Annotated in this window: 26 protein-coding genes and 1 pseudogene; 16 read left to right on the top strand and 11 right to left on the bottom strand. The window is 66.0% G+C overall.

What is annotated here, in order from left to right; all coding sequences use genetic code 11:
- Positions 1 to 199 precede the first annotated feature (199 nt).
- Together CFB40_RS39200 and CFB40_RS24640 are read left to right on the top strand one after the other, a co-directional pair.
- Positions 200 to 335, top strand: a pseudogene (locus tag CFB40_RS39200) (cytosine deaminase); the annotation flags it as partial.
- 165 nt (positions 336 to 500) lie between these two features.
- The gene (locus CFB40_RS24640) at positions 501 to 1829 is read left to right on the top strand and encodes a chloride channel protein (protein WP_089433308.1); all 1329 of its coding nucleotides are present in this window, start codon (positions 501 to 503) and stop codon (positions 1827 to 1829) included.
- Positions 1830 to 1984: 155 nt separating this feature from the next.
- Here CFB40_RS24640 and CFB40_RS24645 read toward each other — a convergent pair whose 3' ends face one another.
- From CFB40_RS24645 to CFB40_RS24665, 5 genes are all read right to left on the bottom strand, one after another.
- Positions 1985 to 3037: an RNA-guided endonuclease InsQ/TnpB family protein gene (locus tag CFB40_RS24645; protein ID WP_089432644.1), complete on the bottom strand. Its 1053-nt coding sequence runs from the start codon at positions 3035 to 3037 to the stop codon at positions 1985 to 1987.
- Between the two features lie 120 nt (positions 3038 to 3157).
- Positions 3158 to 4486 (bottom strand): MFS transporter, encoded by a 1329-nt coding sequence (locus tag CFB40_RS24650; RefSeq protein WP_089432645.1) that lies wholly within the window; start codon positions 4484 to 4486, stop codon positions 3158 to 3160.
- A 222-nt stretch (positions 4487 to 4708) separates the two neighbouring features.
- Positions 4709 to 5641 carry a 3-keto-5-aminohexanoate cleavage protein gene (locus tag CFB40_RS24655; RefSeq protein WP_089432646.1) on the bottom strand — a complete coding sequence of 311 codons (933 nt, stop codon included), beginning with the start codon at positions 5639 to 5641 and terminating at the stop codon, positions 4709 to 4711.
- 35 nt (positions 5642 to 5676) lie between these two features.
- Positions 5677 to 6483, bottom strand: a complete 807-nt coding sequence (locus CFB40_RS24660) for an SDR family oxidoreductase (RefSeq protein WP_089432647.1) — start codon at positions 6481 to 6483, stop codon at positions 5677 to 5679.
- A 72-nt stretch (positions 6484 to 6555) separates the two neighbouring features.
- A complete protein-coding gene (locus CFB40_RS24665) occupies positions 6556 to 7266 on the bottom strand; it encodes a GntR family transcriptional regulator (RefSeq protein ID WP_089427549.1) in 711 nt (236 codons plus the stop codon).
- Between the two features lie 240 nt (positions 7267 to 7506).
- Here CFB40_RS24665 and CFB40_RS24670 point away from each other — a divergent pair, with 240 nt between their 5' ends.
- Positions 7507 to 8052, top strand: coding sequence for a type VI secretion system amidase effector protein Tae4 (locus CFB40_RS24670; protein ID WP_254600235.1), 546 nt, complete (start codon positions 7507 to 7509; stop codon positions 8050 to 8052).
- On the top strand, positions 8049 to 8501 hold the full coding sequence (locus tag CFB40_RS24675) for a type VI secretion system amidase immunity protein Tai4 (protein WP_089427548.1): 453 nt from the start codon (positions 8049 to 8051) through the stop codon (positions 8499 to 8501). Before CFB40_RS24670 ends, CFB40_RS24675 begins: the two co-directional genes overlap by 4 nt.
- Before the next feature lie 54 nt (positions 8502 to 8555).
- Here the strand turns inward: CFB40_RS24675 and CFB40_RS24680 are convergent, their stop codons facing one another.
- A complete protein-coding gene (locus CFB40_RS24680) occupies positions 8556 to 9347 on the bottom strand; it encodes an IclR family transcriptional regulator (RefSeq protein WP_089427547.1) in 792 nt (263 codons plus the stop codon).
- Between the two features lie 161 nt (positions 9348 to 9508).
- On the opposite strand from CFB40_RS24680, the gene CFB40_RS24685 reads away from it, so the two are divergent.
- From CFB40_RS24685 to CFB40_RS24705, 5 genes are all read left to right on the top strand, one after another.
- Positions 9509 to 10285 (top strand): ABC transporter substrate-binding protein, encoded by a 777-nt coding sequence (locus CFB40_RS24685; protein ID WP_089432648.1) that lies wholly within the window; start codon positions 9509 to 9511, stop codon positions 10283 to 10285.
- Between the two features lie 88 nt (positions 10286 to 10373).
- A complete protein-coding gene (locus tag CFB40_RS24690; RefSeq protein WP_046547751.1) occupies positions 10374 to 11030 on the top strand; it encodes an amino acid ABC transporter permease in 657 nt (218 codons plus the stop codon).
- Positions 11027 to 11782, top strand: a complete 756-nt coding sequence (locus CFB40_RS24695) for an amino acid ABC transporter ATP-binding protein (RefSeq protein ID WP_089432649.1) — start codon at positions 11027 to 11029, stop codon at positions 11780 to 11782. The genes CFB40_RS24690 and CFB40_RS24695 overlap by 4 nt, the downstream gene beginning before the upstream one ends.
- A complete protein-coding gene (locus CFB40_RS24700) occupies positions 11779 to 13089 on the top strand; it encodes an NAD(P)/FAD-dependent oxidoreductase (protein WP_089432650.1) in 1311 nt (436 codons plus the stop codon). The genes CFB40_RS24695 and CFB40_RS24700 overlap by 4 nt, the downstream gene beginning before the upstream one ends.
- Positions 13090 to 13168: 79 nt before the next feature.
- The gene (locus CFB40_RS24705) at positions 13169 to 13900 is read left to right on the top strand and encodes a class I SAM-dependent methyltransferase (protein WP_089432651.1); all 732 of its coding nucleotides are present in this window, start codon (positions 13169 to 13171) and stop codon (positions 13898 to 13900) included.
- A 29-nt stretch (positions 13901 to 13929) separates the two neighbouring features.
- On the opposite strand, the gene CFB40_RS24710 is transcribed toward CFB40_RS24705, so the two are convergent.
- Positions 13930 to 15351 carry a cytochrome-c peroxidase gene (locus CFB40_RS24710; protein WP_089427542.1) on the bottom strand — a complete coding sequence of 474 codons (1422 nt, stop codon included), beginning with the start codon at positions 15349 to 15351 and terminating at the stop codon, positions 13930 to 13932.
- A 94-nt stretch (positions 15352 to 15445) separates the two neighbouring features.
- A complete protein-coding gene (locus CFB40_RS24715) occupies positions 15446 to 17119 on the bottom strand; it encodes a phospholipase C (RefSeq protein WP_089432652.1) in 1674 nt (557 codons plus the stop codon).
- 349 nt (positions 17120 to 17468) lie between these two features.
- Between CFB40_RS24715 and CFB40_RS24720 the strand changes: the two genes are divergently transcribed.
- Positions 17469 to 18380 (top strand): EamA family transporter, encoded by a 912-nt coding sequence (locus CFB40_RS24720; RefSeq protein WP_089432653.1) that lies wholly within the window; start codon positions 17469 to 17471, stop codon positions 18378 to 18380.
- 70 nt (positions 18381 to 18450) lie between these two features.
- On the opposite strand, the gene CFB40_RS38165 is transcribed toward CFB40_RS24720, so the two are convergent.
- The 3 genes from CFB40_RS38165 to CFB40_RS24735 form a co-directional block, all read right to left on the bottom strand.
- On the bottom strand, positions 18451 to 18942 hold the full coding sequence (locus tag CFB40_RS38165; protein WP_143329879.1) for a hypothetical protein: 492 nt from the start codon (positions 18940 to 18942) through the stop codon (positions 18451 to 18453).
- Positions 18939 to 19652: a M35 family metallo-endopeptidase gene (locus tag CFB40_RS24730; protein WP_256976893.1), complete on the bottom strand. Its 714-nt coding sequence runs from the start codon at positions 19650 to 19652 to the stop codon at positions 18939 to 18941. The genes CFB40_RS38165 and CFB40_RS24730 overlap by 4 nt, the downstream gene beginning before the upstream one ends.
- A gap of 309 nt (positions 19653 to 19961) precedes the next feature.
- Positions 19962 to 20435: an Lrp/AsnC family transcriptional regulator gene (locus CFB40_RS24735; protein WP_039367332.1), complete on the bottom strand. Its 474-nt coding sequence runs from the start codon at positions 20433 to 20435 to the stop codon at positions 19962 to 19964.
- Between the two features lie 319 nt (positions 20436 to 20754).
- Between CFB40_RS24735 and CFB40_RS24740 the strand changes: the two genes are divergently transcribed.
- The 6 genes from CFB40_RS24740 (at position 20755) to CFB40_RS24765 (ending at position 25131) form a co-directional block, all read left to right on the top strand.
- Complete coding sequence (locus CFB40_RS24740) at positions 20755 to 22140, top strand: amino acid permease (RefSeq protein ID WP_069251526.1); 1386 nt, start codon at positions 20755 to 20757, stop codon at positions 22138 to 22140.
- A gap of 46 nt (positions 22141 to 22186) precedes the next feature.
- Positions 22187 to 23389, top strand: coding sequence for an amino acid aminotransferase (locus CFB40_RS24745; RefSeq protein WP_089432655.1), 1203 nt, complete (start codon positions 22187 to 22189; stop codon positions 23387 to 23389).
- 152 nt (positions 23390 to 23541) lie between these two features.
- Entirely contained in the window at positions 23542 to 23940 is a 399-nt protein-coding gene (locus tag CFB40_RS24750; protein WP_089427536.1) for a DUF488 domain-containing protein, read from the top strand.
- Positions 23941 to 24078: 138 nt separating this feature from the next.
- The gene (locus tag CFB40_RS24755; protein WP_089427535.1) at positions 24079 to 24369 is read left to right on the top strand and encodes a DUF1488 domain-containing protein; all 291 of its coding nucleotides are present in this window, start codon (positions 24079 to 24081) and stop codon (positions 24367 to 24369) included.
- A 16-nt stretch (positions 24370 to 24385) separates the two neighbouring features.
- Entirely contained in the window at positions 24386 to 24625 is a 240-nt protein-coding gene (locus CFB40_RS24760; RefSeq protein WP_039367346.1) for a hypothetical protein, read from the top strand.
- A 155-nt stretch (positions 24626 to 24780) separates the two neighbouring features.
- Positions 24781 to 25131, top strand: coding sequence for a metal ABC transporter ATPase (locus tag CFB40_RS24765; RefSeq protein ID WP_089432656.1), 351 nt, complete (start codon positions 24781 to 24783; stop codon positions 25129 to 25131).
- The last annotated feature ends 34 nt before the right edge of the window (positions 25132 to 25165 follow it).

Below are 25165 nucleotides of genomic sequence, written 5' to 3' on the forward strand. Positions count from 1 at the left end.
CGCGCGCGCTAGGCCGCCGGGGCGGCGAGCGGACCTTTCCGGATCCCGCAAGAGTCCTTCACAAAACTGACACGATGTGCCGCGCGCGCGTGACGCCGGCGGTTATTGCGTGGTCGTGTGCGGCTGGCATCCGTTCATCGAGGCGTGCCTGTCGCGTCGCTGCAACATGCGCGGCGTGCGGTACGGCGGTTGATCGGCGCGTCCGGCGAATCTCGTCGTGCTTGATGCGGACAGCGACGACGAAGCAGTGCGGCGACAGGCCAAGGCCACGCTGTCGATCCGCCAGGGAAAGCGATCTGCGGCGCGAACCTGAGCGCGTCATATATCCGGATTGAGGTGAACGGCGGGCGACTTGGGCCCGTCAGATGCCACGTATGCGCAAAATGCATCAGTCGATTTGAAAAATACGTTTGTCTCATGATGGGGCGCCGGCATACGATGCGGTCCTGACGGCGGCGTGCATGTTGCGCGCCGTCTTTTCGATTCCATTCGCCGACACCATGCGCCCCGATCTCCCGTCCGCCCCCGCATCCTCCTCGCCGGCCGCCAGCCCGTTCGCGCGCGTGGCCGTCGTCACGATCCTGACCGGCGTCGGCGCGGGCCTCGGCGGCATGCTGCTCGCACTGCTGCTGCATGCGATCCAGCACGTCGCGTACGGCTACAGCGTCGCGCACGTGATCGGCACCGAGAGCTTCCTCATCGGCGTGACCGGCGCCGATCCGCTGCGCCGCCTCGCGGTGCTGGTCGTCTGCGGGATCGTTGCCGGCGGCGGCTGGTGGGCGTTGTACCGGTATGGCCGGCCGCTCGTCAGCATTCGCCGCGCGGTGCGTGCAGCCGATCCGCGGATGCCGGTCGTCAGCACGACGGTTCACGCGCTGCTGCAGATCGTCACCGTCGCGCTCGGCTCGCCGCTCGGCCGCGAAGTCGCGCCGCGCGAGATCGGTTCGCTGCTTGCCGGGCGGCTTGCGCATGCGGCGGGGCTCACGCCCGACGACTGCCGGCTGATGGTCGCGTGCGGTGCCGGTGCGGGCCTCGCTGCCGTCTATAACGTGCCGCTCGGCGGCGCGATCTTCGTGCTCGAAGTGCTGCTCGGCACGTTCGAACTGCGTGCGCTGGTCGTGGCGGTCGCGACGTCGGCGATCGCCGCGGCCGTTGCGTGGATCGGCCTCGGCAACGAACACCAGTACACGGTGCCGCCGTTCGTGCTGAGCTCGCCGCTGGTGGCGTGGTCGATCGTCTGCGGTCCGCTGTTCGGCCTTGCCGCGTACGGCTTCGTGCGGCTCACCACACGTGCCCGGGCGAACGCGCCGAAAGACGGGCGGTTGCCGGTGCTCGCGCTGATCAACTTCACGATGATCGGCGTGCTCGCGATGGGGCTTCCGCCCTTGCTCGGCAACGGCAAGGGCCCGGCGTCGCTGGGCTTCGACGGCACGCTGACGATCGGTCTCGCCGCGGCGCTGCTCGTGCTGAAGGTGCTGATCGAGGCCGGCAGCCTGCGGGCGGGTGCGGAAGGCGGCCTGCTGACACCGGGCCTTGCGAACGGCGCGCTGCTCGGCGTCGTGCTCGGCGGGCTGTGGAGCCTCGTGTGGCCGGGCGCGTCGATCGGCGGATGCGCACTGATCGGCGCGACCGCGTTCCTCGCCGCGTCGATGCAGATGCCGATCACGGCGGTCGTGCTGCTGCTCGAATTCACGCGCGCGGACCACGACAGCCTCGCGCCGATGCTGCTTGCCGTGGCCGGCTCGCTCGTTGCGTACCGGTTCATGCAGCTGCTGGCGGAGCGGCGCGAATACGCGGTCGCGACGGTGCGTGCGCGCGCGCATCGGTGACGGCGCGTTAGCGCGGCGAACTCGTTCGAATCCTTCGCATGCGGCGCCTGGGGCGCCGCATGCTGTTTCTTGCTCCCTCGTTTCCCGGTTGCATCGCTGCGCTTACCAATCCAACTTACGGTCTCGATGCAGATGGTATTGACGTTCCTCTTCCTTTAAAAGCGAGGAATTCCCACAACTGGCGATGCACGTCCGCATCGGAGAATGTTCAGCGCAGCGTTGATATCACGATCATGCTCGACACCACAGTCACTGCAGGCCCACTCTCTTATTCGCAGTCCCGCGATACCTTTCGGCCGCGTCGTGCTGTCTTTCGATCCGCACGCCGAACAGGACTGGGTAGAACCGCTTTCGTCGACTTTCTCGAACGTGGCCCCGTGCGCGATCGCTTTGTAGCGGAGCTTGTTTCGGAAGGACGACCAGGATGCGTCGTAGACGCTCTTCGCCATCCTGGTTCTGGCGAGTTTGGCGGCCGACACGTTGCCAACCGCGATGTAATCGAAACGCCGCACCAGATCGAGCGCGAGCTTATGCTGGAAATCGGCACGGGCATTCGCCACCTTGGCGTGCAGCTTCGCGATATGCCGCTTGTGCTTTCGTGCCCGTTGCGCTTTCGCCAGCTTTTCCGCCGCTCGTCGACCGAACCGATCGTTAGGCAGTTTCTCGCCGGTCGAAAGTGTGGCGAAGTTTTTCAGGCCGAGATCGATGCCGACGCCGGAACGGACCGGGCGGGCCTGCACATCGGGCATCTCGATCACGATGTTCAGAAACCAGTTGCCGCGTGCATCCTGCGCAAAGTTGGTCCCGTCCTTGATCTTGCCTTCGGGAAGCGGTCGGCTGTTGAACACGCGAAAGGTGTTGCCGGCGAAACGGAACGCGTCACCCTCACGCTTCAGGTCACGGCCCTTCAGCGGCACCCAGCCCAGCGATTTCCTGCCGCGATAGCGCAGGTAGGGCCGACGGTGTTGGCTGCGCGACTTCGCGTATTGCTCGCAGGTTGCGTTGACGGTGCCCGAGTGGATGCCGAGTTCCTTGCTGGCACCGGTCGTCAACACGTTCAGGTCGAAACCCGTCGGCCACTTCTTGCGCCACTTGAGCGCGTGCTTTTGCGTGTCGTTGCAGAAGTTCCAGACGTAGTTCACCGCACGGCTCTGCTTGTTAAGCAGGCCATTGAGCGACTTCACCCGGTAGCGATAGACAACAATCATGCTGATCACTCTAGCGTTCGAGTGCTTTCTGTCAACGGTGCATTATTTCCTGATCGTAACCGGTGAGTTTTTCTTGGGTGATTGAAGTCGCGTACAACGAACGAGTGTGCGAGTCTGGACTCAATTGCGTGACAGCATGGCATCCCGCTCGTGCCCGTGCCGCAACGCGAGGCTGGCGAACGCCGCGATGACGAGCGCGGCCGCCAGCAGCGTCAACCCGTTCTTCGCATTGCCGGTGGCCTGTTCGATCGCACCGACGACGGTCGGTCCGACGAAGCCGCCGAGCAACCCGCACGTATTCACCAGTCCGAGTCCGCCGGCCAGAGCGTTACCGGCGAGCCGCGACGCGGGAAACGTGAAGACGATCGACTGAACGACGAAGAACATGAAGGCGGCCACGCACACGCACAGGAGCCCCGCGGCAGGCGACGCATGCGCGGCGCCGGCCATCCCGGCCGCCATCACGACCAGCCCCGCACACAGCATCCGGCGCGAATGCCGCGACTCGCGCGCAAAGCGCGGCAGCGTGGCGGCGCCGCAGGCGGCAGCGAGCCAGGGCAGTGCGGTCAACAACCCGACCGCGAACGGCGAGAAGCGTCCCGATGCGCCGATGATGCCCGGCAGGAAGAAAATCACCGTGTAGATGGTCAACTGGTGGCAGAAGTACACGAAGATCGCGAGCCAGATCTGCGGATCGCGCAGCGCGGTGCCGAATGCATGGCCGCCGTGCGCGCCGGCGCCCGCATCCTGCTCGGCGGCCAGCGTGCGTTCGAGCGCGCGCCCGGTTTCCGGGGAGAGCCTCGGCGCGGTGCTCGGACGATCCGGCAGCCGTGTCCACACGACGAATGCGAGCAGGATCGCCGGAATGCCTTCGACGACGAACAGCCATTGCCAGCCGTGGAAGCCGAGCGTGCCGTCGAGCTCGATGAGCGCGCCGGCCAGCGGCCCGCCGACGATGTTTGCGATGCACACGCCCAGCAGGAAATAGCCGGTTGCGCGCGCACGCTCCTCGCGGCCGAACCAGTACGTCAGGTACAGCATCACGCCGGGAAACAGGCCGGCTTCGGCGGCCCCGAGCAGCAGGCGCATCACGTAGAACGACGTCTCGCCGCTGACGAACGCCATCGCGACCGATAGTGCGCCCCACGTAATCATGATCCGCGTGATCCAGAAGCGCGCGCCGACGCGATGCATGATCAGGTTGCTCGGAATTTCGAAGAGCGCATAGGTCAGGAAGAACAGCCCCGCGCCGAGTCCGTACGCGGCCGATGAAATGCCGAGATCGACCCCCATCGAATGTTTGGCGAACGCGATGTTGGTGCGGTCGAGGAAGCTGATCACATACGCGGCGATCAGCAGCGGCAGGAGTTTGCGGAACAGCAGCCGGTTCAGCGACGCGCTCGCGTCGCCGGCGGCGGAAGACAGGGCCTGGGCGTGATGAGTGGACATGCGGACGACTCCGGTAAGGGCGAACCGGCGCGCACGGCAAGCACGGTGCGCCGCGTTCGACAGATGCCGCTGCGATGCATGCAGCGGATGGGCAGACGACGGAGCCGCGCCGGCAGCGCTCGAACGGAGCGGGGCGATGATGGGCGTCCTGGCGCCGGCCGGCTCGGGCCGGCGCCTTGTCACTGCGCTTGCGGATTCTGGTGTTGGGGCGTTACCCGGCGATCAGAAATTCACCGCGTCGTCGCCCTTGAGTGCGAGCATCGCGCGCGCCTCGGCCGGTGTCGCGATCTCGAGCGACAGGCCCTCGAGCACCTGTCGCATTTTCAGGACCTGCGCGGCGCTCGATTCCGCGAGCGTGCCCGGCGCGATCCACAGCGAATCCTCGAGCCCGACGCGCACGTTCGCGCCTTGCGCGGCGCCGATCGTCGCGAGCGGAATCTGGTTGCGCCCGGCGCCGAGGATCGACCACACGTAATCGCTGCCGAACAGGCGGTCGGCCGTGCGGCGCATGTGCATCAGGTCTTCCGGGTGTGCGCCGATCCCGCCGAGCAGGCCGAACACGCTTTGCACGAAGAACGGCGGCTTCGCGAGCCCGCGGTCGACAAAATGCGCAAGGTTGTACAGGTGCGAGATGTCGTAGCACTCGAATTCGAAGCGCGTGCCGTTCGCCCCGCAGCGCGTGAGGATCGTTTCGATATCGGCGAACGTGTTCTTGAACACGAGGTCGCGGCTCTTCTCGAGATGTTCGCGTTCCCACGGATGCTTCAGCTCGCGAAAGCGCTCGAGCATCGGGTACAGCCCGAAGTTCATCGAGCCCATGTTCAGCGATGCGACTTCGGGCTGGAAATGCAGGGCGGGCTGGAGGCGTTCGTCGACCGTCATGTGCGGGCTGCCGCCCGACGTGAGGTTGATCACCGCGTCGGTTTGCGCCTTGATGCGCGGCAGGAATTCGGCGAACACGGCCGGATCCTGGGTCGGCTTGCCGTCGGACGGATTGCGTGCGTGGAGATGCAGGATCGCTGCGCCGGCCTCGGCGGCCGCGACGGCGGCGGTTTCGATCTCGTGCGGCGTGACGGGCAGGTACGGCGACATCGACGGCGTATGGATCGCGCCGGTCGGCGCACAGGTAATGATGACTTTGCGAGCGTTGGCCATGGATGGATTCCTTTCGGTGAACGATGCAGGGTGCGTCAGAGCACTTCGACGTTGCCGCAGACGGAGATCGCTTGGCCCGTGATCCCGTGCCCGCCCGGCGAGCACAGGAACAGCGCGGTTGCGGCGATCTCGGCCGGATCGGTCATGCGCCGCAGCGAGATCTTCTCGAGATAGCGCGTCTCCATTTCGTCGTAACCGATGCCGAGCTGCTGCGCACGTGCCTGGATCACGCGGCGCATCCGCGGGCCGCGCACGATGCCGGGTTGAATGGCGTTCACGCGAATGCCGAGCGGGCCGAGTTCGATCGCGAGGCTCTTCACGAGGCCGACCACGGCCCATTTGGTTGCCGCATACGGCGTGCGGAACGCGTAACCGAGCCGGCCTGCGACCGACGACAGCGCGATGATCGCGCCGCCGTGCTTCGCGTCGCGCAGCAGCGGCACCGCGTGGCGCGCGAACTGGAATTGCGCGGTCAGGTTGATCGCGACGGTTTGTTCCCACTGCACCGGGTCGATCTCGTCGATGCCGCCGGTCGGACCGGCGATGCCGGCATTGTTGACGAGCACGTCGAGGCCGCCGAGCGTGGCCGATACGTCGGCGAACACGCGTTCGACGGCAGCCGGATCGGAGACGTCGGCCAGCGTCGCGCTGATCGCGCCGGCTCCGGCGCGCGGCGGCCGGTCGGCGAGCGCTGCAATCGCGGCTTGCGACGCGTCGCATACATGCACGTGCGCGCCGCATTCGGCGAACGCGTCCGCGATTTCAAGACCGATGCCCGATGCGCCGCCCGTCACGAGGACGCGCAGGCCGTCATAGGGTTTCAGCAGGTCGGAAGCTGTCATGCCGGGTTGTCTCCATCGTTGATGTAGTCGGATCGCGGACGCTCGCGACCGGGCGCCCGCGGCAGGCGGCCGCTACGGCTTCGCGTTCACGGTCCGCGGGGTCCGTTCCGCCCGCAGCGTCTCGGCGAGATCGTGTGCCGCGCCGCCGATGTCGAGCGCGATGCCTGCGCGCACGCCTGCGCCGTCGCGCCGTTCGAGCGCATCGACGATGGCGCGGTGCGCATCCATCGAGCGCCGCATGTGCGGGATGTCGAGCGCGACCATGTTGAGGAAGGGGCCGACGCGCATCCACAGGTTCTCGACGATCGCGAGCGTGCTTTCGCTTGCGCCGTGCGCGTAGATCGCGCTGTGGAACGCGAAATTGCTTTGCAGGTAAGCGCGCGAGCGGCCTGCCTCGGCGTGCGCCTGCATCGTCTCGCAGGTCTTGCGGACGGCCGCGATCTGCGCGTCGGTCATCCGGGCGCATGCGCGTTCGGCGATGCAGCCTTCGAGCGCGATTCGCACGTCGCGCAGTTCGTCGAGCATGTCGAGCGTCATCGGCGGCACGACGAGTGCGCGGTTCGGGCCGTCGACCAGTGCGCGTTCGGCGCGCAGCCGCGTGAGCGCCGCACGCACGGGCATCGTCGACGAACCGACCGCTTCCGCGACGCTGCGCAGGCTCAGCGCCTGGCCGGGCGCGAAACGGCCGCTCATCAGCGCTTCGCGCAGTTGCTGGTAGACCTTGTCGGCCATCGTTTCCTGTTCGATGGCTTTGAGGGCGGGCGGGACGATACGAGGCGCCAAGGCGGGTTCTCCTGGGTTTGATCTGCGATCTGTGATCACACTTGCGATGTGCGAATTGTGGTCGCCGGAGCGTGTGGAGTCAAGGCGAACGGGATCGGGGAAAACGAGGGGGCGAAGCAGAAGAAGGATCGGCGTCCGGCAAGTCGGCATCCTTACAAAAAACTTTCCAATCGCGCATCATGACTCCCTGATTCGATGGATTCGAAGGTATTCGTAGCACAGAGCCGTCGCGAGTCTTCGATGCGCTTCCTCGAGTCGAATTCATTACTACAACAAGGAGCCAAAGTGAAACGACCATCATTTGCCGTTGCGTGGGCGGCATCCCAGCGAATCTACGACCCGGCAAATTCCGGGGAGCGCGTCGCGAAAGTGATCGGCGGATACGTTGCGAAGAACGTCAACAATCCGAACCCGGCAGAGCAATGGAGCAATACTTGCGCGGTGAGGATGAGTTATATCCTGGGTGAAGCAGGTATGGTGATACCGCGAATCCCGGAACAAACGGTATCGGGTGGAGACAATCGGCAATACTTTTTTCGTGTCAGGGACTTGATTCGTTTTCTCGAGCAACGATGGGGGAAGGCTGACGGCGTCAAATACCCGCCGTCGAACGGAGGGCCACTTGCGGGTCGGCGGGGTGTCATCCTGTTCGAGGTGTCGGGGTGGCGCGATGCACAGGGCCACGCCACGTTGTTCAACGGGCGAACGTGTTACGACCATTGTTACTTCAACGAACCCGGCGCGCGGTATCGTACCGATCGCGCAAATTTTTGGAGCCTGTCATGAGGGGAGTCCGGATCGCTGCCGCGTTGGCGTGCATCGCGTTTCAACCGGCGATGGTCGTGGCGAAAGACGCCGCACAAACGTCGCCTGAGGCCGGCTCACGAACTTACCTCTGGAACTTCAAGGACATGGTGCTCGCGGAGTGCCTGGCTACCGCATACAAGCAGGCGCCCGGCGCGAGCAAGGACATCGGCAGCAGCACCAGCGCGTTGCGCGACTGGACCTACTACGACATGGAGCGTGCGCCGGACGTCATTCATGCGCTGGTCGCGAAGTATCTGGCCCGCGACTATCGGAATCCGGTCGTCGAATCGGAAGTCGGGGACGTGAAGTTCGACTTCCTGAAATGCATCGATCTGTATCACGGCAAGGAACTGGACGCCGCAGCGAAGCAGCTCGTATTGCGCCCGAACGGTACCTACCGGGCCGAGCATTCGCCGAAGCCGCAGTAGCGATCGAACGCCGGTGCGCCATGCAACGGCGCGCCGTATGCCGTTTCGCCGACGCTATTCAAGCGTCCGGATCGAATTGCTGATCCCGCGCGCGCAGTCGATCACCGCCGGCGCAAGCTTGCGGCGCGCGTCGTCGAACGTCCAGCGGCTCGTCGGTGCGACCACGTGCACGGCCGCGACCGGCTGCCCCTGACTGCCGAGCACGGGTGCGGCAATCGACATATCCCCGATGAACAGTTCTTCCTGGTTGGCCGCGTAGCCTTCGCGCCGCGCGCAATCGAGCAACGCGACGAGATCGTCGAGCGCCGTGACCGTGCGCGGCGTATGCGGCGTGCGCGCCATGCCGTCCAGCCTCACACGCGCTTCTTCCGGCGGCAACGCGCTCAGGAACGCGCGGCCACTGCCGGTGCAGTACATCGGGATACGGCTGCCGATCGGCATGTGGATCGGCACGAACTTGGTCGATACGAAACGCGCGACGTACACCATTTCATCGTCGTCCGGCTCGGTGAGGTTGGTCGTTTCGCCGGTCAGGTTCGTGAGCTCGGACAGGAACGGATTCGCGACGTCGATCAACGTATCGGCCGCGAGATAGTTGAAGCCGATCCGCATCACGTGCGGCGTGAGCTGGTAGCGCCGCGTAACCGGATGCTTGCGGATGTAACCGAGCTTCTCGAGCGTATAGACCATCCGCTGCGCCGAGCTTTTCGTCATGCCGGCCGCGTCGGCCACTTCCGCCAGCGTCATCGTGCGCCGCTTCGCGCTGAACGCGCGCAACACGTTCAGCCCTTTCTCCAGCGACTGGTTGAACAGCAGGTCGTTTGACTGATCGGGCGACGTTTCCATGAGCAAGGGGCCGAATCGATTCGATATCGCATCATATCGTATCGCATATCGATACACAAAAATCTTTTTACGATATTTTTGATTCGTTTTAAGATCGGGTCATCGTCGCAGTGTCGATCCGCGACCGGCCGGCGCACCGAAGTATTCGAGAAGGAGACATCATGGTTTCGTTCATCAAGCGGTTCGGCGCACTGGCCGCCGGTTTCGCCACCTGCATCGCTTTCTCCACGGCATCGGCCGGCGCCGTCGCGGCCGAGCCCACGCTGAAGGTCGGCGCGACGGCCACCGGCGTGCCGTTCACGTTTCTCGACGTCAAGAGCAATTCGATCCAGGGGATGATGGTCGATGCGATCACCGCGGCCGGGAAGTCGGCCGGGTTTCGCGTCGACGTGCAGCAGACCGTGTTCTCGGCGCTGATTCCGTCGCTCACCACGCAGAAGATCGACATCATCTCGGCCGCGATGCTGAAAACGCCGGCGCGCCAGCAGGTCGTCGACTTCTCCGACACGGTCTATACGTTCGGCGAAGGCCTGATCGTGAAGGCGGACGACCCGGGCCGCTATACGTCGATGGACGACTTCAAGGGGCAGGTGGTCGGCGCGCAGGTCGGCACGGCGTTCGTCGACGCACTCAACAAGAAGGGCATCTTCAAGGAAGTCCGCACCTACGATTCGATCGCCGACATCATGCGCGACGTCGCGCTCGGCCGCATCAAGGCCGGCTTCGCCGACCAGCCGATCGTCGCGTATCAGATCGAACACGGCGTCAACCGCCAGGTCCGGCTCGTGCCCGAATACCAGAGCGTCGTGAAGGGGCAGGTGTGCTTCATCGTGCGCAAGGGCGACACGGCGACGCTCGAGCAACTCAACGGCGCGATCCGGAAAATGAAGGGCGACGGCACGCTGCAGCAGATCCTGCAGAAGTGGCACATGAGCTGAGCGCGCGCCCGGGATTCCCGAGCGGTATCGCCCGCGCATCGCGGGCACCCACTGCGACGTGCCGCCGGGCCGTCGCATAGGAGACCTCATGTTTTTTCAGAACGCGATCGATTTCCTGCCGATCCTGCTGAAGGGGGCGGTGGTCACGATCGAGATCACGGCATGCGCGTTCGTGCTCAGCTCGGTACTCGGGCTGATCCTCGCGTTGCTGAAGGTGTCGCCCAACCGTGCCGTGTCGACGGTCGGGAGCACGGTCGTCAACGTGATTCGCGGCCTGCCGATCATCGTGCAGCTGTTCTACATGTACTTCGTGTTGCCCGATCTCGGCATCCAGCTGTCGGCATTCCAGGCCGGGGTGCTCGGTCTCGGCATCGCGTATTCGGCCTACCAGGCGGAAAACTTCCGCGCGGGCATCGAGGCGATCGACCGTGGCCAGATCGAAGCCGCGCACGCGATCGGCATGCGCGGGCCGATGATCATGCGGCGCGTGGTGCTGCCGCAGGCGTTCCGCATCGCGCTGCCGCCTTACGGCAACACGCTGGTGATGCTGCTGAAGGATTCTTCGGTCGCGTCGACGATCACGGTCGCGGAGATCACGCGCGCCGGCCAGCTGATCGCGTCGTCGACGTTCCAGAACATGAGCGTCTATACGCTCGTCGCGTTGCTGTATCTCGCGCTCGGCCTGCCGCTGATGTTCGGCGTGAACCGGCTCGGCAAGCGACTCTCGCTGAGGAGAAGCGCATGATCCGGATCGATGCGATACACAAGCGCTTTCAGCAACACGCGGTGCTGAAGGGCGTCAGCCTCGACGTGCAGCAAGGTGAGGTCGTGTGCCTGATCGGGCCGTCCGGCTCGGGCAAGTCGACCGTGCTGCGCTGTATCAACGGCTTCGAGACTTACGACGAAGGATCGATCACGATCGACGGCGTGACGGTCGACGCGCATTCGAAACGGATCCACGAGCTGCGGATGCGGGTCGGCATGGTGTTCCAGCGCTTCAACCTGTTCTCGCATCGCACGGCGCTCGAGAACGTGATGGAAGGGCCGGTCCACGTGCGGCGCACGCCGGCCGCGCAAGCGCGCGAGCAGGCCCGCGCGCTGCTCGACAAGGTCGGGCTCGCGCACCGGATGAACGCGTATCCGTCCGAGCTGTCGGGCGGGCAGCAGCAGCGCGTCGCGATCGCACGCGCGCTCGCGATGGAGCCGCAGGCGATCCTGTTCGACGAACCGACGTCGGCGCTCGACCCCGAACTCGTCGGCGAAGTGCTCGGCGTGATGCGCGGACTCGCGCGCGACGGCATGACCATGGTGGTCGTCACGCACGAAATGGCATTCGCGCGCGAGGTGGCCGATCGCGTGTGTTTCCTGCACGACGGCACCATCTGCGAAAGCGGATCCGCGCGCGACGTGCTCACGCAGCCGAAGCATCCCCGCACGCAGGAATTCCTGCGTCGACTGCTGGCGTCGGACGACGCCGCCAACCCGGATCGAACATGAGTGCAAGGAACGCGGCACCCGGATGGCCCGACGCCCAGTGGCCGGATTCGCTGTGGGCGGCGACCGCCGCGCCGGCGCCCGATACACCCGCGCTCGACGCTTCCGCGTCGTGCGACGTGGCGATCGTCGGCGCCGGCTTTACGGGCCTGTCGACCGCGCTTCACCTGGCCGAACGCGGCGTGAACGTGCGCGTGATCGACGGCGCGCAGCCGGGCTGGGGCGCGTCCGGCCGCAACGGCGGGCAAGTGATCCCCGGCCTGAAATACGACCCCGACGAATTGATCCGCCGGTTCGGCGACGAAGCCGGCGAGCAGCTTGCTGCCGTGGTCGGCGGTGCGGCCGACACGGTATTCGACCTGATCGCGCGGCACGCGATCGACTGCGATGCGCGACGCCACGGCTGGATCCAGCCGGCGCCGACTGCCGCGATGCTCGACACGGTCGCCCGGCGTGCGCGGCAGTGGGCCGCGCGCGGCGCACCGGTCGAACTGCTCGGTCGCGACGAGGTCGCGCGCCGGCTCGGCACGCATGCGTATGCGGGCGGCTGGATCGATCGCCGCGCGGGCAGTGTGCAGCCGCTCAGCTATACGCGCGGCCTCGTGCGCGCCGCGCAGGCGAGCGGGGCGGTCGTGCACGGGCTGACGCGCGCCGTCGGGCTGACGCGTGCCGACGGCCGCTGGCAGGTCGCGACGGCCGGCGGCGCGACGCTATCGGCGGACCGCGTCGTGATCGCGACCAACGGGTATACGGACGGGCTGTGGCCGGGCTTGCGCCAGTCGGTGATCGCCGCGAACAGCTTCATCGTCGCGACGCAACCGCTCGCGCCGGAACTCGGTCGCGACATCCTCGCCGGCGGCGAGGTCGCATCGGATGCACGGCGCCTGCTGCTGTACTTCCGGCGCGATGCCGCGGGACGCCTGCTGATGGGCGGCCGCGGCCCGTTCGCGGAACCGCGTGCGACGAGCGACTGGCGCCATCTCGAGCGTGCGACGACGCTGCTGTATCCGCAACTGAAGGGAGTCCGGTTCGAGTACCGCTGGGCCGGGCGCGTCGCGATCACCGCGGATTTCATGCCGCACGTGCACGAGCCCGCGCCGGGCGTGACGATCGCGCTCGGCTACAACGGGCGCGGCATCGCGATGGCGACGACGCTCGGCAAGCATCTGGCCGCGCACCTGTCGGGCGATGCGCAACTGCCGCTGCCGTTCCGGCGCACGCCGATCCGGCCCATTCCGTTTCACGGGCTGCAGCGCTTCTATATCGCGGCCGGCGTGGCCTGGTATCGGCTGCTCGACAGCCTGTCGTGACGCAGGCGAGACGCCGAGTCGCCACGCGCCGGCGGATCAGGCAGAATCGGCTCCCCCGGTTTCCATCGACGGAGTCCGCATGACCGATCCGAACGAACCACCCGGCCGCCAGGCATACGCGAGCTTCGCGCAACGCTACGCCGACATCGCGCCGACGAAGGCGCACAACGCGCTCTACGAACGTCCGGCGACGATGGCGCTGCTGGGCGACGTCGACGGCCTGACGGTGCTCGATGCCGGCTGCGGGCCCGGCATCGGCAGCGAACACCTCGCACGCCAGGGCGCGAGGGTGCATGCGTTCGACGTCACGCCGGAGATGGTCGCGCTGGCAAGAACACGCTGCGCGGGCCTCGCGGTCGACCTCGTGGAGGGCGATCTGGAGGGGCCGCTCACGTGGTTGCCCGACGAAGCATTCGACAAGATCGTCTGTTCGCTCGCGTTCGACTACGTGCGCGACCTTGCGCCGACGCTGCGCGAATTCCGGCGGGTCGCGCGGCCGGGCGCCACGCTCGTGTTTTCGATGGCGCATCCGATGCGCGACTGGATGGACGAACGCACGCGCGGCGAGGGCACCTATTTCGATACGTCCCGCTTCGGCTTCCACTGGTCGGGTTTCGGTGAGCCGAAACCCTATGTCGAAGCGTGGCGGCGGCCGCTCGCCGACATCCTGAACGCCGTGGCCGACAGCGGCTGGCGGCTCGACCGGTTCGTCGAGCCGAAGCCGCTGCCCGAGATGAAGGCCGCCTCGGAGCGGCTTCATGCGGAGCTGTCGCTGGCCCCGGCCTTCCTCTGCATCCGCGCGCGCTGCTGACACGACGCGGCGCGGCGGTCATCCCGCACTCAATGCCGCACCGGCTCGTCGTTCAGCGTGCCGAGGAATGCTTCGATATCCTTGATGTCCTGCGCCGTCATCGCGGGCTTGTCGCCCGGCTTGCGATCGAACGGCGCATCGGTCACGTCGACGTTCGCGCGATACTTCGGCGGGATGTCGTCGTACTCGTCGACCTTGCCGTCCGCACCGCGCGAATAGAACTTCTGCGGCGAGATGCTGCGCTCGTTGTAGAACGCCATCACCTGGTCGAGCGTGTGGAACACGCCGTTGTGGAAGAACACGTGGCGCGTCGCCGCGTTGCGCAGCGTCGGCGTCAGGAACATCCCGCAATACTGCGTCTGATCCTTCAGGTCGTCGCGGAACGGCCCGCACACGCCGAGATCGTAGAACGCCGGGTTGCGGTTCTGCGCCAGTTCCTTGTTGCGCGGCGCGCCGAGCGCCTCGTACTGGTAATCGGTCAACATCGGCGGCAACCCGTCCTTGCCGGGTTTCGACAGGTGGCAGCCCGCGCAATTCGCCTTGTCCGGATCGTTGAACAGGCGCAGCCCGCGCAGTTCGGCCTGCGTGAGGCGCGCGCGGCCTTCGAGCCAGCGGTCGTACTTGCTGTTGTACGGATGGAACGACGGATCTTCCACCTGGTAGCGCGCGATCGCGAACATCGCCTCCGACACCGCGAGCTGCGGGCTGTCGAACACGCGCGGGCCGAACAGTTGCTCGAGCTGCGCGCGGTGCGACGACTGCTTGAGCTTGCGCGCGACGTCGTCGACGCTCGCGTTCGCCATCTCGACCGGATTCAGCAGCGGGCCGAACGCCTGTTGCTGCAGCGTATCGGCGCGGCCATCCCAGAACATTCCGCCCTGCGGCACGAGTTGCGGCGCGGCCGACGTGCCGGCCACCTTCTGCGCCTTGACGACGCCGGCCGCCGACGCGGCCTGTTGCGCGACGCTCGGCGCGGCGTCGTTTTCACCGGCATCGGGGCCGATGCTGAAGTTCGGCTGACGGTACAGGTACATCAGCGACGGCGGCGGGCGATAGCCCTGCTGCGTCATCGCGAGGCCGCCCGGCTGCACGTCGAGCGCATTCGGCGGGCCATACGCATGATCCGGGCTGTGGCACGACGCGCACGACTGCTTGCCCGACGCGGACAGCGACGGATCGGCGAACAGCGCGCGGCCGAGCTGCGCGACCGCCGACAGCGGTTGCGCGGCGGGCCGCTGCAGCACGACCGGATGCGGGTTCGCGCCCGTCCAGTCGGCGACGACGGTGCCGATCGCCGCGGGCACCTGCGCGGGGAACGCGATCGCGAACGCGCCGTAGCCGAGCACGGCGGCGCCGATCACGAACGCCGTGCGGCGCAGGAGGCGGGACGGCGTGCGCGACGCGCGGGGGCCGGTGGTGTCGGGAGACGGGAACGCGGGGCGGGCAGTCATGCTGTCGGTCGGAAATCGGGCGCCGCACGAAGCGGCGCGTTAAACGGAAACGGCCGGCGCGTGCTGCGCCGGCCATGCGGTCACGACGTACCGGTCAGATCGCGGGCGCCGAGCTCAATACGGTGCCGAGCGTCGGGTCGAGGTACAGCGGCGTCGTGTTCGGCTTCGACGTGAAGTCGAACAATGCGCGCAGGTCGCCCGCCGTCGCATCGAACGAGCCGCCGCCGATGCGCTGGCCGCCGAGCCAGTTGTCCTCGATGAAGCGCACGACGGACGCCTGGTCGAGCATCGTGTGGTCGACGTAGTTCTGCTTCGCGTACGGCGAGATCACGACGAGCGGAATGCGCACGCCCGGGCCGCAACGGCCGTTGACGGTCGCGCCGTTCACGCCGGTGGTGCCGCCCGTGCCGCACTTGCCGCTGCCGTTGACCTGGTCGACCGCGTCCGACGATGCGTGCGTCGGCGCCGTGTATACGTGGTCGTACCAGCCGTCCGAGTCGTCATAGGTGACGATCACGGCCGTGTTCTGCCAGTCCGGCTGCTGTTGCAGGAAGTTGACCACCTTCGTCACGAACGCCTGCTCGTCGAGCGGATCCGAATAGCCGGCGTGCCCGTCCTGCGCGGCCGGCGCCTTCAGGTAGCTGACCGACGGGAAGTTGCCGGCCTTCACGGCGGCGAAGAAGTCGTCCGTGTCGTACTGGTGGTTCGCGGGTTCGGCGGTCTTGCCGTCGGTCTGGAGGCTCGAACCGATCGCGGCGACCGAGCTCGGGCGCGTGTGCTGCGGGTTCGCGGTCGACGCGTAGTACTGGAACCAGTTGTGGTGCGGGATGTAGTCGGCCGTCGCGGCGTTCACGGCGGTGGCGACCGTGCTGCGCGCGCAGCCCGTGGTGCCGTTGCCGTTCGTCGTCGACAGGTTGAAGCCGCCCATGAAGCCGCCCCACGTGATCTTCGCGCTGTTCAGCAGGTCGCCGATGTTCTTGCCCGTCATCATCGCCTGGTCGGTCGTGCTCGAGCACACGTCGAAGCCCGGGTCGACGTCGTTGATCATCGTGAAGCCGCCCTGGCCGTCATTGATGTAGTACGAGCTGGCGGCAAGCGTCGACGGCTGCTTCGACGTCTTGACGATCTGCATCCCGTTGGTCTGGCCCGACACGACGTTCAGCGCGCCCGGCGTCGACGGGCCGTAGACCGTCGTGAACGTGTTGTCGCTCATCGCGAAGCGTTGCGCGTAGTTCCACAGCGCGGTCACGGTGTTGCCGTCGAAGTAGCCCATCACCTGGCCCTTCGTGCCGAACGCGCCGGCGCCGCCGGACGAGCCCTTGCCGGTGTATTTCGGGAACAGGTCGGCGAGGCCGTTGTCCTCGGCCTGCTGCTCGGCCGTGTACGCGTGGTTCTGGTCAGCGGTCGCGGCCTGCGTGCGGTCGAGGCGGAACGGGTTCGCCGCGTCGGTGCCGTTGGCCGGGTTCGTGAAGTTCGGGTTCGCGGTGAGCAGCGTGCCCGTCAGGCCGTTGGGCGTCGGCGTGCCGGACTTGGCGGTGAACGCCGGTTCGCCCGACGGGTTCGTCGCGTTCGGGTAGGTGCCGAAGTAGTGGTCGAACGAGATGTTTTCACCGTAGATCACGACGACGTGCTTGATCGGCGTGGCGGTCTGCAGCGCATCCTGCGACGACACGGCGGGCGTCGACGTGGGATCGTCGCTGCCGCCGCAGGCGAACAGCGCCAGCGCCGCGGCTGCGCAGGCGGTGACGAGCAAGGCTTGACGGAACATCGGGAAACTCCAGGTAAGGTCTTCGATGGTGGAGAGCGGCCCCGTCGCCGTGTCGGTTCGGCGCGGAGCTCTTGAGCGAGCACGCGCATTGGAACAGTCCCGTATGAAGATATGGGGACGGAGTGGTTTCGTCGCGATTGCGCTGCGGTATCGATTTCATTACGGCGGAATGCGATGCGAAAGTGAACGGAAAGGGGCGGACCGCATGCCACCTTCGTGTCACATCCCGCGGCGCGTGGGCCGCTTGCCGCGGATGCCGCGCGGGGCGGGCGAAAGGGCGTCATCGACGGCTCGGCGCACGGTGCGGTGCGGCGCCCGTTTTTTGACAATTGGATGACGTATTCCTACGATGAACGCCCTGCGGCGACGATTTCGCGTGGCCGACCGTCAGCGAGTATTCAGCGTGCCGATCCCCGTTCTGTTTGCCGTTCTATGTGCAGCGTTCCTGCACGCGTCGTGGAATGCGCTCGTCCGCAGCAGCGGCGACCGGCTCCGGTCGGCCACGGTGCTGCAGATCGCGATCGGGCTGTTCGCGCTGCTGTTCCTGCCGGCCGCGGCGCCGATCTCGGCGGCGAGCTGGGCGTACGTCGTCGCGTCGGCCGTGCTGCACGTCGTCTATACGCTGCTGCTGGTGCGCGCGTACGAGCACGGCGACCTGAGCGTCGCGTATCCGGTCGCGCGCGGCACCGCGCCACTGCTCGTCACGCTCGGCGCGGCGGCGTTCGCGGGCGAGCGGCTGAACCTGGGTGCGCAGGCAGGGCTCGTGCTGATCTGCGCCGGCATCCTCGCGATCGGGCTGGAGCGCGGGCGCGGCGCCACGCACCGGATGATGCAGGTGCTGCCGACCGCGTTCGCGACCGGCGTGTCGATCGCGGCCTACAGCGTGGTCGACGGGATCGGCGTGCGGGAAAGCGGCAACACGGTCGGCTATACCGCGTGGATGTTCGTGCTGACGGGCGCGATGATGGCCGCGTACTACCGGCTGCGGGCGGGGCCGCTGCGGCTGACGCAGGAGGTCGGCGAAACGGCGAAGGCCGCGTGCGGCGGCGTGTTCGCGGCGCTCGCGTACGGCATCGTGATCTGGGCGATGGATCGCGCGCCGATGGGGCCGGTGTCGGCGCTGCGCGAAACGAGCGTGGTGTTCGCGGCGCTGATCGCGCGCGTGTATCTCGGCGAGCGGCTGACGCCGCGCCGGGCGGCAGGGTGTCTGGTGATCGCTTGCGGGGCGTTGTTGATCAGTGCGTTCGAGGCGGTGCGGTGAGTAAACGCCAAGATGGCCCCGTTCGGACGCCGTGAAAGTGCGCGCGCAGCCGACAAATCGTCATTGCCCATCACAGAATCGCCTTGCTTCGGGGCGTAACGCGTGGGTCGTCGCAAAGCCTTTGACACCCGCCTCGGCATAGGGGGGTTAGCTCAATGTCGATCTGGTACAGGGTTAGTGTTCCGTCGCTGTTCCGCACCATGGCATCGGTGAAAGTTTTTTTGTCGATGATGATGTGTTCGTTCCTGATTCCAAGTTGCTTCAGATATTCGCTCGCGATCTTGGCTCGCTCGGTCTTCAGGCGCTCGCCGTTCCGTTCCATCGTATATGCACCGGATATGACAACGGCCTGAATTTCTGCATCCGGCCATTTTCGCGCCTCGATTACAGCATTTGCGATTTTCAGCCTGTCAGCATTGGTCACGTCGACGCTGTTGAGCGGTAACGGGATTCGCACCGATTCCCCAATCGTGCATGCATGTGCTGGAAAGGTGCCGGCGCATGCCGACAGTGCAATCACCCGTGAGATACCGGAAATTACGGCTTTGATATGGACTTTCATTCCATGATTCTCTTGTCGAAGGTTGCGATGTATCCCGTAATACTGTCCGCATTTCTAATGGCGACGTCGGCATTGTTTTCTGCAAAAGCCTTCAGCCCGGATTCTGTGTCGGAATATATGATGTCGTCGGAATTGAATGTGTCGACATAGTGCGTGCATTCATGGATCAGTGTTTTAACCTTTGATGCCGTCCATAGGTCTCCGTTTGAAATTGTGCAGAATTTTGAATAGATGGCGATGATCCGCTTCTCAGAGTCCGGCTTGCATACCCCTGCGATGTTGTTACCACTGTCGGGCACTACACTGCAGGTAAGACGTCTGTTCATGGAATCGTCCCATCGAACGATCTTCTCCGGCACGAGCTCCCGCATCGCATTGAGTAGTCTAGGCAAGCCAGCGGCAAGGACTGATCTGACATCATTGTCGGAGCGGCCGAAGTAGAGTCGAGCCCGCGCTTGTTCAGCCTTGTCCCAAGCTGTGACGCCTTCAATGCGCTGTAGTATCAGAGAGATTGCTGCATCACGAGCCTTCATGATCAGTTTTCGGAATTTCCTGTTACTCATATTCGAGCATATGGGAGTCGTGTTGATTGACACATACACCATTGAGCCGGGGTTGGTATTGGTGATGGCGCCGGAATGTACCAAAACCCAATCCTCACTGTCGTCGATGTCGAAGTCGTACGGTTTTTTGTCGAAAAAATTGGTCATGCGTCAGCCCCCCTGTACATGGATTCTCAAGGATCAAGCCGAGTTCTTGAGGAATACTCTAGGGTCGCCAGAAGGGCGATTATTGTCCATCGGACGCATTCGAAATTTTGATTGAATCCGCCCGTGGCTCGTAGCGGGCCGCGCGCATACGAACATGAGATCGTTGCGCTCGATGCAATGTGGATGAGCTGCGAGGTGTGCTACGCGAGGTGGGAATAGGCCGATGAGGGATTCGAGCCTATTCGGGGCGACCACGTGCTGCGGATGCCGGGCGCGCGAATGGCGCCGCCGAGAATCCATGTGTGAAGGTCACGCCTCGACCGGCATCGCACTCGTGCACTTGATCTCGTCGAGGCACACGCTCGAATGCACGCCGCTCACGCCGGGAATGCGCATCAGCGTCTCGAGCAGGAACCGCGACAAGCCTTTCAGATCGTGCGCGACGACCTTCAACACGTAGTCGATGTCGCCCGTCACCGAGAAGCATTCCTGGATCTGCGCTAGATCGGACACCAGTTTCTGGAACTTCGACAGGTCGCGGATATGCCCGCGCTCCATCGTCACGTGCACGAAAGCGGTCACGCCGAAACCGAGCGTGTCGGGGCACAGCCGGGTTTCGTAGCGACGGATCGCACCGATTTCCTCCAGCCGCCGGTGGCGGCGCAACGTCTGCGCGGGCGACAGGCCGACGGCCTTCGCCAGGTCGAGGTTCGACGCGCGGCCGTTCTCCTGCAGGATCGCGAGCAAGTGGCGATCGAGGCGATCCAGAACCGGTTCATGCATTTTTGTTTCCTCATCTGTCTCCTGGATGCAATCTTATCTCATAATGTAGGGTTTGCATGAACGGGTTACGAAACCCGATTTCGCCGTCGCGACGCTAAACTGACGCCGGATTTTCGTGTGCGAACGCATCAAAGCGGGCGCGGCGACGGTCGGCGGCCGGTCTGGCGGGCACGCCGACGCGAATCGGGCGCCGCCACGCGAAGATTGCAGTCCCCAACCCGGCGGCTCCACGAACGGCCCCGGCACACCAAAACAGCGCCCGGCACACCGAGGCGCGCCGCACCCCGCTGCAGGCGGGCGCGGACAGAGTGGAGAAGACATGGTTTCTGGAAACGAGAGCGACGGCCTGAAGCGCGGGCTGAAGAACCGGCACATCCAGCTGATTGCGCTCGGCGGCGCGCTCGGCACGGGGCTGTTCCTCGGCATCGCGCAGACGATCAAGATGGCGGGCCCGTCGGTGCTGCTCGGCTACGCGGTGGCCGGCATCGTCGCGTTCTTCATCATGCGCCAGCTCGGCGAGATGGTCGTCGACGAGCCCGTCGCCGGCTCGTTCAGCTACTTCGCCAACAAGTACGTCGGCCACTTCACCGGTTTCCTGTCGGGCTGGAACTACTGGGTGCTGTACATCCTCGTCAGCATGGCCGAGCTGTCGGCCGTCGGGATCTACGTGCAGTACTGGTGGCCGGGCGTGCCGACCTGGGTGTCGGCGCTGGTCTTCTTCGTCGCGATCAACCTGCTGAACCTGGCCAGCGTGAAGTCGTACGGCGAGACGGAATTCTGGTTCTCGATCATCAAGGTCGCCGCGATCGTCGGCATGATCGGCTTCGGCGGCTGGCTGCTCGCGAGCGGCCATGCGGGGCCGGAGGCGAGTGTCCGGAACCTGTGGCAGCACGGCGGCTTCTTCCCGAACGGCGTGTCGGGGCTCGTGATGTCGATGGCCGCGATCATGTTCTCGTTCGGCGGGCTCGAGCTGATCGGCATCACCGCGGCCGAGGCCGACGATCCGAAGCGCAGCATTCCGCGCGCGACGAACCAGGTGATCTATCGCATCCTGATTTTCTACATCGGCGCGCTCGCCGTGCTGCTGTCGCTGTACCCGTGGGAAAAGGTCGTCACCGGCGGCAGCCCGTTCGTGCTGATTTTCCACGCGCTGAGCAGCAACCTGGTGGCCAACGTGCTGAACGTGGTCGTGCTGACGGCCGCGCTGTCGGTCTACAACAGCGGCGTGTACAGCAACAGCCGGATGCTGTTCGGCCTCGCGAAGCAGGGCAATGCGCCGAAGGTGCTGTGCTCGGTGAACAAGCGCGGCATTCCGCTCGCCGCGCTCGGCGCGTCGGCGCTCGCGACCGGCGTGTGCGTGCTGGTCAACTACTTCATGCCGGGCAAGGCGTTCGAGGTGCTGATGGGCCTCGTCGTGTCGGCGCTGATCATCAACTGGGCGATGATCACGCTGATCCACCTGAAGTTCCGCCAGGCGAAGCGCGCAGCCGGGGAGGAGACTTCCTTCCGCAGTCTGGGCTATCCTTTCACGAATTACCTGTGCCTGGCTTTCATGGCCGGCATTCTCGTCGTGATGTACCTGACGCCGGATCTCCGTCTGTCGGTGTACCTGATCCCGGTATGGCTCGCGGTGCTCGCGGTCGGGTATCGCTTCCGTCAGAAGAATGCAGGCTATGCGGTGCACGACGGCGCATCCGCACGCTGACGCAGGCCACGACCGATCATTCTTCCAAACGAGACCGACTCAAGCCATGTTCGAACACATCGACGCGTACCCGGGCGACCCGATCCTCACGCTCAACGAGAACTTCCAGAAAGATCCGCGCGACCAGAAGGTCAACCTGAGCATCGGCATCTACTTCGACGCCGAAGGCCGGATTCCGGTGATGGGCGCCGTGCGCGAAGCCGAAACCGCGCTGCAGCGCGACAGCGGCGCGAAGCCGTACCTGCCGATGGTCGGTCTGGCCGCGTATCGCGACGCCGTGCAGGCGCTCGTGTTCGGCGCCGATCATCCGGCCCGCGCGGCTGGCCGCATCGCCACGCTGCAGACGCTCGGCGGCTCCGGCGCACTGAAGGTGGGCGCCGATTTCCTGAAGCGTTATTTCCCGAATTCGCAGGTGTGGCTCAGCGATCCGAGCTGGGAAAACCACCGCTTCATCTTCGAGCGCGCCGGCTTCACGGTGAACACGTATCCGTACTATGACGAGGCGACGGGCGGCCTGAAGTTCGACGCGATGCTCGCGGCGATCGACGCGCTGCCGGCGCGCAGCATCGTGCTGCTGCACGCGTGCTGCCACAACCCGACCGGTGTCGACCTCGACGAAGGCCAGTGGGAGAAGCTGATCGACGTGATCGAGGCGCGCGGGCTGCTGCCGTTCGTCGACATGGCGTACCAGGGCTTCGGCGCGGGCCTCGACGCGGATGCATTCGCGGTGCGCGAGCTGGCCCGCCGTGGCGTGCCGGCGCTGGTCGCGAACTCGTTCTCGAAGAACTTCTCGCTGTACGGCGAGCGGGTGGGCGGCCTGAGCGTCGTCTGCGAGGATGCCGCCGCGGCCGAGCGCGTGCTCGGCCAGCTGGCCGGCGCGGTGCGCTCGAACTACAGCAACCCGCAAACCTACGGCGCGAAGGTCGTGGCAACCGTGCTCGGCACGCCCGCGCTGCGCAAGCAGTGGGAAGAGGAACTGGCGGCAATGTGCCGCCGCATCGCGCGGATGCGCCAGTCGATCCATGACGGCCTGCGCGACCACGTCAGCGGCGAGGCACTGACGCGCTACGTGAAGCAGCGCGGGATGTTCACGTACACGGGCCTGACCGAATCGCAGGTCGATGCGCTGCGCGAAGTACACGGCGTGTACGTCCTGCGTTCGGGCCGGATGTGCGTCGCGGGCCTGAACGACTCGAACGTCGCCATCGTCGCGGATGCCATCGGCAAGGTGCTGAAGAGCGGCGTCTGAGCGCGGCGCGCCACGCGGCTGGCCGAACCGGTTGTCTCCGCAAGGGGGCAGCCGGTTTTTTGTTGGGCGGCCGCCATGTGTGCCACCCGGCTGACGCGGGGGCACGCACGGCGGTACGATCACGGCATCCAGCGCAACTTGGAAGGAAGCACATGGGCATCCGGATCATCCAGCTCGGCACGCCGCGCGCGGCCGGCGAGGGCCTGCGGATCGGCACGGTGCGGCGGCCGCCGCGCGGCGTGCCAAAGGCGGAATTCGCGTCGCGCAACTACTATGATGTATGGCTGCCGACGCTGTCGCCGAGCCCGGAACTCGTCGCGCAGGCGCAGGCCGCCGCAACCGATGCCGAATGGAACGCGTTCCGGCGTCACTTCCGTGCGGAGATGGCGCATGGCGATGCGCCGAAGGTGCTCGACCTGCTGGCGGCGCTGTCGGCGACCACCGCGTTTTCGATCGGCTGCTATTGCGACGACGAGCGCCATTGCCACCGCAGCGTGCTGCGCGAACTGCTCGCGGAGCGCGGCGCGGCGATCGAGCCCGACGCGGGCTGAAAGCCGTTTGTAGCGGCATCGCACAGCCGCGCCGGCACGCCGCCGCGCCGTCATCGTGCGGTGCAGCGAACCGGTTGACGTGGGTCAAGCGTGCGGGCGCGCGCGCCACTATGCTCTTGTCATGGAGCCATCACGACGATGACAGGCCGACAGATGCAGATTGTTTTCCCGCCGGAACCACCCGAATATTGCGCACGCGACCTGGTCGTGGCGTTTTCGGCGCTGGTCGACGGACGGTGCGTGCAGTGCGCGGTCACGGCCGAGGCGCTGGAGGATCATTTCGGCGCGCCGTCGCTGCTCGAACGCGACCTGCTGGCCGCATTCGACGCGCACCGGTCGGCGATCGAGGCGATGGCACGACGCATGCTCGAGGAAATCGGCGGCCGGCCGGTGCTGCTGCACAGCGGCCACTTCCGGCTCGGCGACTGATACCGCAGGAGGGCGCATGACACTGCAGGGCAACATTCACGAACGCGACTGGTCCGTCGAAGTCGAGACGCGCCCGTGCGAGTCGGGCGAATTCCGCTGCCGCGTGTCGGTCGAGCACGGCACCGGCGCCGCGCGTTTTCATCATACGTTCGAGCACAGCCATGCGTATCCGACCGAGCGCGAGGCGATGATCGAAGGGCTGCGGGCCGGCATGACCTGGATCGAGATGAAGACGTCGCAGACCTTCAACGTATGAACGGACCCGCGCCGGCGACGGCGCGGGCAGACGATCGGCCGGGCAGCGATCGCAGAAATCGCGCCGTGCCACGGGCAACACGTGCCGCCGCCTTACGGTGCGGGCGGCACATGCAAGGCGGTCGACGAGCGGGCGGCCCCGTCAGGAGACACGACATGGGCGTGGGCATGCAGATCGCCTGCCTGGGATTCACGGGAACCGCCGCGGTCGAAGCCGAAGCCGGCGCGCAGCTGGTGCGGCTCGAACGGTTTCGCACGCTGATCGGCGGCTGTCACCTCGCCATTGAAGCGAGCGCCGACGCCGATGGCGCACGCGTGTACGACGTACGACTCGACCTCGTGATGCACGACACGGCGCGCTGGCCGCTGCCGCCGTGCGTCGGCGGCAACCTGGACGACGCGCTGCGCCGCGCGTTCATGCAGGCCGAACAGGCGCTGATCGCGTGCCAGGCGGCCGGTGCAAGGGTGGGGCTGCGCAACGCGGCGGCCGATGGCGCGGTGCGATGATGCATCGCGCGCGGTGCCGTCAGGCGCAGCCTGG

Origin of the sequence: Burkholderia sp. AU31652, assembly GCF_002223155.1 — a bacterium.
Lineage (GTDB): Bacteria > Pseudomonadota > Gammaproteobacteria > Burkholderiales > Burkholderiaceae > Burkholderia.

Excerpts from the sequence above, each read along its gene's own strand:
- CFB40_RS24755 (WP_089427535.1), top strand. The coding sequence starts at position 24,079 with ATGACAGGCCGACAGATGCAGATTGTTTTCCCGCCGGAACCACCCGAA.
- CFB40_RS38165 (WP_143329879.1), bottom strand. The coding sequence starts at position 18,942 with ATGAAAGTCCATATCAAAGCCGTAATTTCCGGTATCTCACGGGTGATT.
- CFB40_RS24690 (WP_046547751.1), top strand. The coding sequence starts at position 10,374 with ATGTTTTTTCAGAACGCGATCGATTTCCTGCCGATCCTGCTGAAGGGG.
- CFB40_RS24695 (WP_089432649.1), top strand. The coding sequence starts at position 11,027 with ATGATCCGGATCGATGCGATACACAAGCGCTTTCAGCAACACGCGGTG.
- CFB40_RS24730 (WP_256976893.1), bottom strand. The coding sequence starts at position 19,652 with ATGACCAATTTTTTCGACAAAAAACCGTACGACTTCGACATCGACGAC.
- CFB40_RS24765 (WP_089432656.1), top strand. The coding sequence starts at position 24,781 with ATGGGCGTGGGCATGCAGATCGCCTGCCTGGGATTCACGGGAACCGCC.
- CFB40_RS24760 (WP_039367346.1), top strand. The coding sequence starts at position 24,386 with ATGACACTGCAGGGCAACATTCACGAACGCGACTGGTCCGTCGAAGTC.
- CFB40_RS24675 (WP_089427548.1), top strand. The coding sequence starts at position 8,049 with ATGAGGGGAGTCCGGATCGCTGCCGCGTTGGCGTGCATCGCGTTTCAA.
- CFB40_RS24670 (WP_254600235.1), top strand. The coding sequence starts at position 7,507 with ATGCGCTTCCTCGAGTCGAATTCATTACTACAACAAGGAGCCAAAGTG.
- CFB40_RS24685 (WP_089432648.1), top strand. The coding sequence starts at position 9,509 with ATGGTTTCGTTCATCAAGCGGTTCGGCGCACTGGCCGCCGGTTTCGCC.
- CFB40_RS24650 (WP_089432645.1), bottom strand. The coding sequence starts at position 4,486 with ATGTCCACTCATCACGCCCAGGCCCTGTCTTCCGCCGCCGGCGACGCG.
- CFB40_RS24745 (WP_089432655.1), top strand. The coding sequence starts at position 22,187 with ATGTTCGAACACATCGACGCGTACCCGGGCGACCCGATCCTCACGCTC.
- CFB40_RS24720 (WP_089432653.1), top strand. The coding sequence starts at position 17,469 with ATGAACGCCCTGCGGCGACGATTTCGCGTGGCCGACCGTCAGCGAGTA.
- CFB40_RS24680 (WP_089427547.1), bottom strand. The coding sequence starts at position 9,347 with ATGGAAACGTCGCCCGATCAGTCAAACGACCTGCTGTTCAACCAGTCG.
- CFB40_RS24735 (WP_039367332.1), bottom strand. The coding sequence starts at position 20,435 with ATGCATGAACCGGTTCTGGATCGCCTCGATCGCCACTTGCTCGCGATC.
- CFB40_RS24710 (WP_089427542.1), bottom strand. The coding sequence starts at position 15,351 with ATGACTGCCCGCCCCGCGTTCCCGTCTCCCGACACCACCGGCCCCCGC.
- CFB40_RS24705 (WP_089432651.1), top strand. The coding sequence starts at position 13,169 with ATGACCGATCCGAACGAACCACCCGGCCGCCAGGCATACGCGAGCTTC.
- CFB40_RS24750 (WP_089427536.1), top strand. The coding sequence starts at position 23,542 with ATGGGCATCCGGATCATCCAGCTCGGCACGCCGCGCGCGGCCGGCGAG.
- CFB40_RS24740 (WP_069251526.1), top strand. The coding sequence starts at position 20,755 with ATGGTTTCTGGAAACGAGAGCGACGGCCTGAAGCGCGGGCTGAAGAAC.
- CFB40_RS24715 (WP_089432652.1), bottom strand. The coding sequence starts at position 17,119 with ATGTTCCGTCAAGCCTTGCTCGTCACCGCCTGCGCAGCCGCGGCGCTG.
- CFB40_RS24660 (WP_089432647.1), bottom strand. The coding sequence starts at position 6,483 with ATGACAGCTTCCGACCTGCTGAAACCCTATGACGGCCTGCGCGTCCTC.
- CFB40_RS24645 (WP_089432644.1), bottom strand. The coding sequence starts at position 3,037 with ATGATTGTTGTCTATCGCTACCGGGTGAAGTCGCTCAATGGCCTGCTT.
- CFB40_RS24640 (WP_089433308.1), top strand. The coding sequence starts at position 501 with ATGCGCCCCGATCTCCCGTCCGCCCCCGCATCCTCCTCGCCGGCCGCC.
- CFB40_RS24655 (WP_089432646.1), bottom strand. The coding sequence starts at position 5,641 with ATGGCCAACGCTCGCAAAGTCATCATTACCTGTGCGCCGACCGGCGCG.
- CFB40_RS24700 (WP_089432650.1), top strand. The coding sequence starts at position 11,779 with ATGAGTGCAAGGAACGCGGCACCCGGATGGCCCGACGCCCAGTGGCCG.